This is a genomic window from Humidesulfovibrio sp. (genome assembly GCF_035560995.1).
Taxonomy (GTDB): Bacteria; Desulfobacterota; Desulfovibrionia; order Desulfovibrionales; family Desulfovibrionaceae; genus Humidesulfovibrio.
Genome location: NZ_DATMYK010000320.1, coordinates 1 through 8,723 on the forward strand (window position 1 = coordinate 1; position 8,723 = coordinate 8,723).

7 protein-coding genes are annotated in these 8,723 nt (G+C 64.7%); 4 read left to right on the forward strand and 3 right to left on the reverse strand.

The genetic code is table 11. The features are described from left to right. From VN419_RS12895 to VN419_RS12905, 3 genes are all read right to left on the reverse strand, one after another. Positions 1-368, reverse strand: a 368-nt coding sequence (locus tag VN419_RS12895) for a hypothetical protein (protein ID WP_325647626.1), incomplete at its 3' end; no start/stop codon positions are given. Positions 369-537: 169 nt separating this feature from the next. Next, positions 538-1,842 (reverse strand): phosphopyruvate hydratase, encoded by a 1,305-nt coding sequence (gene eno, locus VN419_RS12900; RefSeq protein WP_325647627.1) that lies wholly within the window; start codon positions 1,840-1,842, stop codon positions 538-540. A gap of 166 nt (positions 1,843-2,008) precedes the next feature. Further along, positions 2,009-2,821 (reverse strand): type III pantothenate kinase, encoded by an 813-nt coding sequence (locus VN419_RS12905; RefSeq protein WP_325647628.1) that lies wholly within the window; start codon positions 2,819-2,821, stop codon positions 2,009-2,011. A gap of 160 nt (positions 2,822-2,981) precedes the next feature. Between VN419_RS12905 and VN419_RS12910 the strand changes: the two genes are divergently transcribed. The 4 genes from VN419_RS12910 to VN419_RS12925 form a co-directional block, all read left to right on the forward strand. Next, a complete protein-coding gene (locus VN419_RS12910) occupies positions 2,982-4,037 on the forward strand; it encodes a hypothetical protein (protein WP_325647629.1) in 1,056 nt (351 codons plus the stop codon). 3 nt (positions 4,038-4,040) lie between these two features. Then, positions 4,041-6,581 carry a cytochrome ubiquinol oxidase subunit I gene (locus VN419_RS12915; RefSeq protein ID WP_325647630.1) on the forward strand — a complete coding sequence of 847 codons (2,541 nt, stop codon included), beginning with the start codon at positions 4,041-4,043 and terminating at the stop codon, positions 6,579-6,581. A gap of 16 nt (positions 6,582-6,597) precedes the next feature. After that, positions 6,598-6,930 (forward strand): antibiotic biosynthesis monooxygenase, encoded by a 333-nt coding sequence (locus tag VN419_RS12920; protein WP_325647631.1) that lies wholly within the window; start codon positions 6,598-6,600, stop codon positions 6,928-6,930. A gap of 222 nt (positions 6,931-7,152) precedes the next feature. After that, a partial coding sequence (locus VN419_RS12925; RefSeq protein ID WP_325647632.1) for a methyl-accepting chemotaxis protein occupies positions 7,153-8,723 on the forward strand: 1,571 nt, incomplete at its 3' end.

Sequence of the window (8,723 nt, forward strand, 5' to 3'; positions counted from 1 at the left end):
GCATAATAATTCCAATACACATGATTTGCGACTTCTTTATCAGTCTCACACAGCGGTTTATTTTTACAACAAACATCTGGCCTAAACCATTCAGCGACGCTATTTGCATTCGGCTCGTTCGTTTCCCAAATCTTTACATGAAGATCAACCACGCGAAACTTCAGTATGCCAACGTTTTTAACGGCAACATTTAACGACAGGATCTGCCTTTCTGGATCAGACGACTTTTGCCACCGACAGCTTGCAGACATGGACAGGCGCAACGCCAACAATGGTAGCTGCGTTAATGCAAATACGATAATCGCCCCTACAACGGTTAGCGACTTATTGTCACCCAACAGCCTAATTACACTATCGATCGCACTCATATACTCTTGCATTATAACCTCGCACGCATCACAAAATTCGATAACAATGCTTGCATGTTTTCGGCCAAGTCGTCTTATTATAGCCGCATGTTCGAAATACACAAAAAAAAGCCCCACCCCCTTGCAGGGACAGGGCCTTTCGTTTCAGCCTGATCGTAAGCGGCTACGCCTATTCTTCCTCGTGCTCGTGGGCGAACCAGGATTCGGCCAGGATGGGGCCGTAGTAGATGGCCTCTTCCTCCAGATCCTCCTCGATGCGCAGGAGCTGGTTGTACTTGGCCAGCCGGTCGCTGCGGCACAGGGAGCCGGTCTTGATCTGCCCGGCGTTCACGGCCACGGCCAGATCGGAGATGAAGGCGTCCTCGGTCTCGCCGCTGCGGTGGGAGACAACCGTGGTGTACGCGGCCTGCTTGGCCATCTCGATGGTGTCGAGGGTCTCGGTCACGGTGCCGATCTGGTTCAGCTTGATGAGGATGGAGTTGGCCACGCCGCGCTCGATGCCCTCGGCCAGGATGTCCGGGTTGGTGACGAAGATGTCGTCGCCCACCAGCTGGATGTCGTTGCCCATGCGGTCGGTGAGGCTGGCCCAGCCGTCCCAGTCGCCCTCGGCCATGCCGTCCTCGATGGAGACGATGGGGAAGCGCGACACGAGATCGGCGTAGTAGTCCACGATCTCGGCGCTGGACATGATCTTGCCCTCGCCCTTCAGGTTGTACTTGCCCTTGTCGAAGAACTCGCTGGCGGCGCAGTCCATGCCGAGCGCGATCTCGTAGCCGGGGTTGTAGCCCGCGGCCTCGATGGCGCGGATGATGTACTCAAGCGCCTCGGCGTGGCTCTTCAGGTTGGGGGCGAAGCCGCCCTCGTCGCCCACGCTGGTCACGTGGCCGTCCTTGGCGAGGATGCTCTTCAGCTGGTGGAAGGTCTCCGCGCCCATGCGCAGGGCGTCGGCGAAGGTCTCCGCGCCGAGCGGCAGGATCATGAACTCCTGGATGTCCAGGTTGTTCGGGGCATGCGCGCCGCCGTTGATGATGTTCATGAGGGGCACGGGCAGAAGCTTGGCGTTGACGCCGCCCAGGTACTGGTACAGCGGAATGCCCAGGAAGTTGGCCGCGGCGCGGGCGTTGGCCATGGAGACGCCCAGGATGGCGTTGGCGCCCAGGCGGCCCTTGTTCTCCGTGCCGTCCAGGTCGATGAGGGAGTTGTCCAGCGCCACCTGGCGCAGGCCGTCCATGCCGACCACGGCGTTGGCGATTTCTTCGCGGATGTTGTTCACCGCGTTGGACACGCCCTTGCCGCCGTAGCGTTTCTTGTCGCCGTCGCGCAGCTCGAGCGCCTCGCGGCTGCCGGTGGAGGCGCCGGAGGGCACCGCGGCGCGGCCGGAAGCGCCGGATTCGTAGGTAACCTCGACCTCGACGGTGGGATTGCCGCGGGAATCCAGGATTTCGCGGGCCCAGACAGCAATGATGGTGCTCATATGCGCTCCTTGGTTTTGTGAACCGTGGTTGTGTGAACCGTGATTGCGTGGTCCGTGATGGACAACGTATTGTTCCATGCAGGGCAATATACCATTTCCGTCACGGATTCAAATACTCTCCCGTGACGTTTTTGCGTGCGCTGCGGCCAAACCGGGCCCAGGGTTCCTAGCGCGAGGCCTGCCAGGCGCGCCAGAGGCCTTCCATGAGCAGATCCTCGCGCACCTCGTGGATGGCCGGGCACACGGAGGCGATGCGCCCCGCGAAGCCGCCGGTGGCGATGACGCGCACCTCGGCCTCGCGCCCGGGCAAAAGCGTGGTGGCCAGCTTGGCCGCAAGGCCCTGCACCATGGCCGCAAAGCCGTGGATGAGCCCAACGTTGAGGCTTTGCGAGGTGCTCTGCCCGATGTCCAGCCCGCCATCGGCGCGCGGCGGGCCGATTTCAAGGGTGATGTGCGGCAGCTTGGCCGTGCCCGTGGCCAGCGCGCGCGCGCTGGAAAGCACGCCGGGACAGATGAGCCCGCCCACAAAGGCCTCGCCCAGCACGCAGTCGAAGGTGGTGGCGGTGCCGAAGTCCACCACCACAAGGGCCGGGGCGTCCGAAAGCTGGCGCGCGGCAAAGGCCGTCACCAGGCGGTCGGCGCCGACTTCCGAGGGCCGGGCGTAGCGGTTCTCGATGGGGATGGGGATGTCGCCGGGCGCAAAGCGCACCGTGCGGTCGAAAAAGCGCGCGGCGGCGCGGGAAAGCACGGGGTTCATGGGCGGCACCACGGAGGACGCGGCAAAGCCCGCCACCTCGCCGGGGGTCACATTCTCCACGCGGCAGATGTCCAGCAGCTTGAGGCCCCAGGCGTCCGGGGTGTCCAGCCCGCCGGAGGACGAAGTCGGCAGGGCGTAGGTGGAGATGAGGCCGAGGTGCGGCCGGGCCAGGCCCACCTTGACGTTGGTGTTGCCGACATCCAGAAGAATCACGGTGTCCATTTGACTTCCTGGGGGGAGTATCCTGAATATGCTCCAGGGATTGTAGTGAAAAGTGGAAAAAACATGACCGTGCCAGTGCAAAGAATATGCGCAATTCGTTGCCAGCGCGCCCAAGGCGGTGTATTGCCGTATCATCGACATCCGTCAAGGAGAATACGCCATGGACCCGGCCCGGCTCATTCCCGCGCCCGAAGCGATCCCCTCGCCCTGGGGACTGCTTGAGGCGCTGCTCGTGCTCACCTTCGCCCTGCACATCCTGTTCATGAACCTTTCCGTGGGCTCCGCCCTGCTGGCCTTCCTGGGCCGCGCGACGGGCAAACACAAAGACCTGGCCAAGGAGCTCGGCCACCGCGCGCCCACCTTCCTGGCGCTCACGGTGAACTTCGGCGTGGCCCCGCTTTTGTTCGTGCAGGTGCTGTACGGCCAGTTCCTGTACACCAGCTCGGTGCTCATGGCCGGGTGGTGGCTTTCGGCCATCGGCGCGGTGATCATCGGCTACTACGGCCTGTATGTGCACGACGCCAAGGGCGAGAGCGCTCCGGGCCTGGCACGGCTGGCCCTTGGAATCTCCCTGGCGTTCCTGCTGTACACGGGCTTCCTGCTGGCCAACAACATGACCCTGATGCTGCGGCCCGCCGCCTGGCTGGCTTACATGGACAACCCGCGCGGCAGCCTGCTCAATCTTTCCGATGCGACCATGTGGCCGCGCTACCTGCACGCCATAATCGCCGCGCCCGCCGTGGCCGGGCTGTACGCCGCGCTCCTGGGCCAGAAGAAGCGCCGCCAGGACTGGGTGGACTTCGGCCTGGCCTGGTTCACGCGCGTCACCATGCTGCAGATTCTGGTGGGCGGCTGGCTGTTGTTCTCCCTCCCGCGCGAGGTCATGCTCTCCTTCATGGGGCAAAGCCCGCTGGCCACCGCCGTGCTGGCCGCAAGCGTCGTGGCCGGGCTGGCCGCGCTTCTGGCGGGCATACAAAAGAAGCCCATGGCCGCAGCGGCCCTGGTGGTGCTCACCGTGGCGCTCATGTCGACCACGCGCTCCCAGGTGCGCCTGGCCACGCTGGCCCCCTGGTTCCATCCGTCCAGCCTGCCCGTGACGGGCGAGCTTTCGCCCCTGATCATGTTCCTGGCCTCACTGGCCGTGGGCCTGGCGGCCATCGCCTACATGCTCAAGCTCTATGCGAAATCGGCCCCGAAAACCGCAGGGAGGGGCTAGGCCATGGAATACCCAACCTGGCACCAATTCGCCCTGGCCGGAGGTTTCTGGATCGCGCTCATCGGCACCTTCCACGTGTTCCTGGCGCACTTCGCCGTGGGCGGCGGCCTGTATCTCGTCCTGTCGGAGATCTACGCCCGCAGGCTGAACAGCCCGGCGCTTCTGGCCCACGTGAAGAAGCACACGCGCTTCTTCCTGCTCATCACCATGGTGGCGGGCGGTGTGACGGGCGTGGGCATCTGGTTCACCATCGGGCTCTTGTCGCCCCAGGCCACCAGCACCCTGCTCAAGATCTTCGTCTGGGGCTTCGCCACCGAGTGGGTGTTCTTCCTGGGCGAGATCGTGGCGCTCCTCATCTACTACTACGGCTTCGACCGCATGGATCCGGCGGACCACATCCGCATGGGCTGGTTCTATTTCCTCTTCGCCTTCCTTTCGCTCTTCATGATCAACGGCATCATCGGCTTCATGCTGACCCCGGGCGAATGGCTCACCACGCGCAACTTCTGGGACGGCTTCATGAATCCCAGCTTCTGGCCGCAGTGCCTGCTGCGCACGGCCATCGCCCTTTCCCTGGCCGGACTCTTCGGCTTCGTCACGGCCACGCGCATCCCGGAGGAGGACGGCCAGACAATCGCCCGCGAGCGCATGGTGCGCATGGCCGCGGCCTGGACCATCCTGCCGCTTCTGGTCTGCCTGGGCGCGGGCTGGTGGTACATAAAGGCCCTGCCCCTGCCCCAGTATGAGATGGTCATGCTGCGCTCGGCGCGCATCTCCGGCTTCCTCAAGTACTTCGAACTCTTCGCCGGCGCGGCCGCCCTGGGCGCGCTGCTGCTGGCGGTAAAGTCCCCGGCGCGCATCCGCTTCCCGCTGGCGCTCATCGTGGTGCTCACCGGCTGGGGCATCATCGGCAGCTTCGAGTTCGTGCGCGAAGCCGCGCGCAAGCCCTACCTGCTGTACGGCCACACCTATTCCAACGGCATCCGCGTGGGCACCGAGGAAGCGGCCAGCGCCCAGGGCTACCTGGCCACGGCCAAATGGGCCCGCATCCGCGAGGTGACGGACGAGAACAAGCTTGCCGCCGGGGCCGAGCTGTACCAGCACCAGTGCGCAAGCTGCCATTCCATCGGCGGCCCCATGAACAACATCAAGCCCTGGGCCGCCAACCTGACGAAGCACGGCATGCTGGCGCTCCTGGGCGCAATCTCCAAGGTCAACCCGGCCATGCCGCCATTCATCGGCAACCAGGCCGAGAAGGAAGCCCTGGCCAGCTACCTGTCGGAGGTGCTGGGCGGCCGCAAGGACGAGGCCCTGGCCGCCGTGACCCTGAAGGACCAGGACACCGAGATTCCGGCCTTCAACCCGGCCATCGACGAATACGTGCTGCTGGCCTGGCCCGACCTGGGCATGCACATGGTGGTGGAGTCGCAAGGGGCCTTCTCCCTGCGTCCGCCCCTGCTCGAACTCAACGCCCAACTCATCAAGCGCGGCGACAGTCCGAACAAGATCACCGACAACGTGGCCCTCTCCTACACCGTGGAGAACGGCGCGGCTTCCGGCTCCATGCAGCTCATCGAAGGCCGTGAGTGGTTCCTGGCCAAGCTGTCGCTCTCGCCCAGAAAGCCCGACGGCACGCTGAACCCGTACCCGCTGGCCACCATCGAAGCGCGCGACGCCACGGACGGCAAGGTCCTGGGCCGCACCCGCGTGGCCCTGCCCCTGTCCGACGAGGTGGCCTGCTCCGGCTGCCACGGCGGCGCGGACAAGAAGGGCAACATCAGCGGCGAAACCGGCCTGAACATCCTGCGCATCCACGACCGGCTGAACCGCACGCAGCTCGCATCCCAGGCCAAGGGCGGCAAGACCGTGCAGTGCACCAACTGCCACTCCGATCCGCTCACCGGCACCACCGGGCGCGGCGACCTCCTGTCCGTTTCGGCCGCGTTGCACGGCTTCCACGCCAACACCATGAAGGGCCAGGGGGCCGAGGCCTGCGCCCGCTGCCACCCCAGCCGCCCGGACGGAGGCACCCGCTTCCAGCGCGGCCTGCACGCCCAGGTGGGACTCGACTGCGTGTCCTGCCACGGCGCCCTTGAGGACCACTCCCTGGCGCTTCTGAAGCGCGAGGCCGAGACCAACAAGCGCGGCGCAAAGAAGCTCATCAGCCAGATCACCCCGCAGGCCATGGCCAAGGAGACGATCCCCCCGCGCACCGCCTGGGTGCAGACGCCCGACTGCCTGGCCTGCCACAAGGACTACGGCAGCCCGGACCCCAGCCAAGCCTTCGGCAACTGGACCAAGAACGCGGAAGGCCGCTTCCGCACCCGGCTGGACGAGATGGGCGCGCTGTCCTGCCCGGCCTGCCACGGCCCGCAGCACGCGCTCTATCCGTCCGTGAACCCCTACGGGAAGAACCGCGACAGCATCCAGCCCCTGCAGTACCAGAAGCTGGCCAAGCCCCTGGGGGCGGCGGGCAATTGCACCATGTGCCACAAGGTGAGGAAGGACATAGACGCGCACCACCCGAACACCATACGCAAGTAGCGGGAGCGGCCCAAAGATGATTGCGCGCGAATGGAAATGCCTGTGCCCCACGCGGCACCGGGACGGGTTCCTGCAGCACCTGGAGCGCACCGGCGTGCGCGAGGCGCGGGAAACGCCAGGCTACCAGGGGCACCAGGTGCTGGAGCGCCTGGACCAGGCCTGCCAGGCCGGGCGTTCCGGCTGCGTGGAGATCGGCCTCACCACCTACTGGGAGACCTGGGAGGCCGTGCGCGCCTTCGCGGGCGAGAACCTTGAACGCGCCGTGCTCTACCCCGGCGACGAGAAGTACGAAATCGTGCCGGACAAGCATGTGCGGCACTACGACGTGCTGGAGAATGAGCTGAAGTAAGTCTTCCGGGGGGGGCGGATGCGCATCGCCCCCCCCGGTTTTTCGCTATTGCTATCCCCCCTTGTATTTTATTGCCTTCGCCCCTCTTGCAATCGCAGCCCCTGCCGATTACGCATAGTACGATCGAAAGACCGGCGCGCCTCCGGCCGTGGCGGCGATTCCCCCCAGCCCGGCATTTTTGTTCAAAAGGCAACAACAGAATTCCATACCCTGGAGAGATCCATGAAGAACTTAAAGACGATGACCAAACTGGTCGGGCTGGCCTGCATCCTCTCAACCCTCACGGCCCTGCTGGCGTTCTATGCGCTCAGCGGACTGAAGAGCCTGGCGGCGGACGTGGACGCGCTGTACACCACGGACATGAAGGGCCTGGATGAGGCGCGTTCCATCCTCATCTCCGTGCTCCGCATCACCCGGGAGGAGAAGAATCTCATCCTGGCGGACACCGACGCCGACCTGGCGAAGTACATGGACCTGATCAAAATGCGCAGAGGGCAGCTGAATACACAGCTCGAGGATATCCCAAAGCTCTTCCACTCCCCGGAAGGCAAAGCGGAAGTGACGAAGATGCTCGCAATCTGCGAGGAATGGCTCAAGGTGCATGAAGAGGTGGTGCGCCTGGGCAACACCACGGACACGGTGCTGAGCAAAAAGGCCCAGGCCCTTTCCTCGACCAAGGCCAACGAAAAGGCCCTGGAACTCGGCAAGGCTGTGGAAGTCCTGGTGGAGCGCAAGTCCATCAACGCCAAAAAGACGGCCGAGGAAAGCGCAGCGGCATACGCCAGCACGCGCATGATCGCCATCATCGCCACCCTCTTCTCCATTCTGCTCGGTGTGGGCATCGGCATCATCGTCGCGCGCGATATGCTGAAGCAGCTGGGCGACGAGCCCGGCTCCATCTCCAGCCTGGCCCTCAAGATCGCCGGGGGCGACCTGGACGTGCAGTTCGATCCCAAGCGGCCCGAGATCGGCGTGTTCGGCGCCATGAAGCACATGGTGGCCACCCTGAAGGGTAAAATAGCCGAGGCCGACCAGAAGAGCGCCGAAGCCGCGGAGCAGGCGCGCCTGGCGCAGATAGCCACGAATGAGGCCACCGAGGCCAAGGCCAGGGCCGAACGCGCCAAGGCCGAGGGCATGCTCCAGGCCGCGCACCAGCTGGAAAGCGTGGTCGAGGTGGTCACCTCCGCCTCCGAAGAGCTCTCCGCACAGATCGAGCAGTCCAGCCGCGGCGCGGAGCAGCAGTCCGAGCGTGTGAGCGAAACCGCCACGGCCATGGAAGAGATGAACGCCACAGTGCTTGAGGTGGCCAAAAACGCCCAGCAGGCCGCGCAGACCTCTGACGAGGCCCGCAGCCAGGCCCAGGAAGGCGCGGGCATCGTGGGCGATGTCGTCAAGGGCATCGCCCAAGTGCGCGAGCAGTCCCAAGCGCTCAAGGCCGACATGGCCACCCTGGGTAAGCAGGCCGAGGCCATCGGCCAGATCATGAACGTCATCAGCGACATCGCCGACCAGACCAACCTGCTGGCGCTTAATGCCGCCATCGAAGCCGCCCGCGCGGGCGACGCCGGACGCGGCTTCGCCGTCGTGGCCGACGAAGTGCGCAAACTGGCCGAGAAGACAATGACCGCCACAAAGGAAGTGGGCGACGCCATACGCGGCATCCAGGACGGCACCCGCAAGAACATGGAGAACGTGGACCGCTCCGCCGGCACCATCGAGGACGCCACCGCCCTGGCCACCAAGTCCGGCGAATCGCTCAAGCGCATCGTGGCCCTGGTGGACCAGTCCAGCGA

Bases quoted from the DNA above. Each gene is read 5' to 3' on its own strand.
- VN419_RS12915 (WP_325647630.1), top strand. From the start codon at position 4,041: ATGGAATACCCAACCTGGCACCAATTCGCCCTGGCCGGAGGTTTCTGG.
- eno (WP_325647627.1), bottom strand. From the start codon at position 1,842: ATGAGCACCATCATTGCTGTCTGGGCCCGCGAAATCCTGGATTCCCGC.
- VN419_RS12920 (WP_325647631.1), top strand. From the start codon at position 6,598: ATGATTGCGCGCGAATGGAAATGCCTGTGCCCCACGCGGCACCGGGAC.
- VN419_RS12905 (WP_325647628.1), bottom strand. From the start codon at position 2,821: ATGGACACCGTGATTCTTCTGGATGTCGGCAACACCAACGTCAAGGTG.
- VN419_RS12910 (WP_325647629.1), top strand. From the start codon at position 2,982: ATGGACCCGGCCCGGCTCATTCCCGCGCCCGAAGCGATCCCCTCGCCC.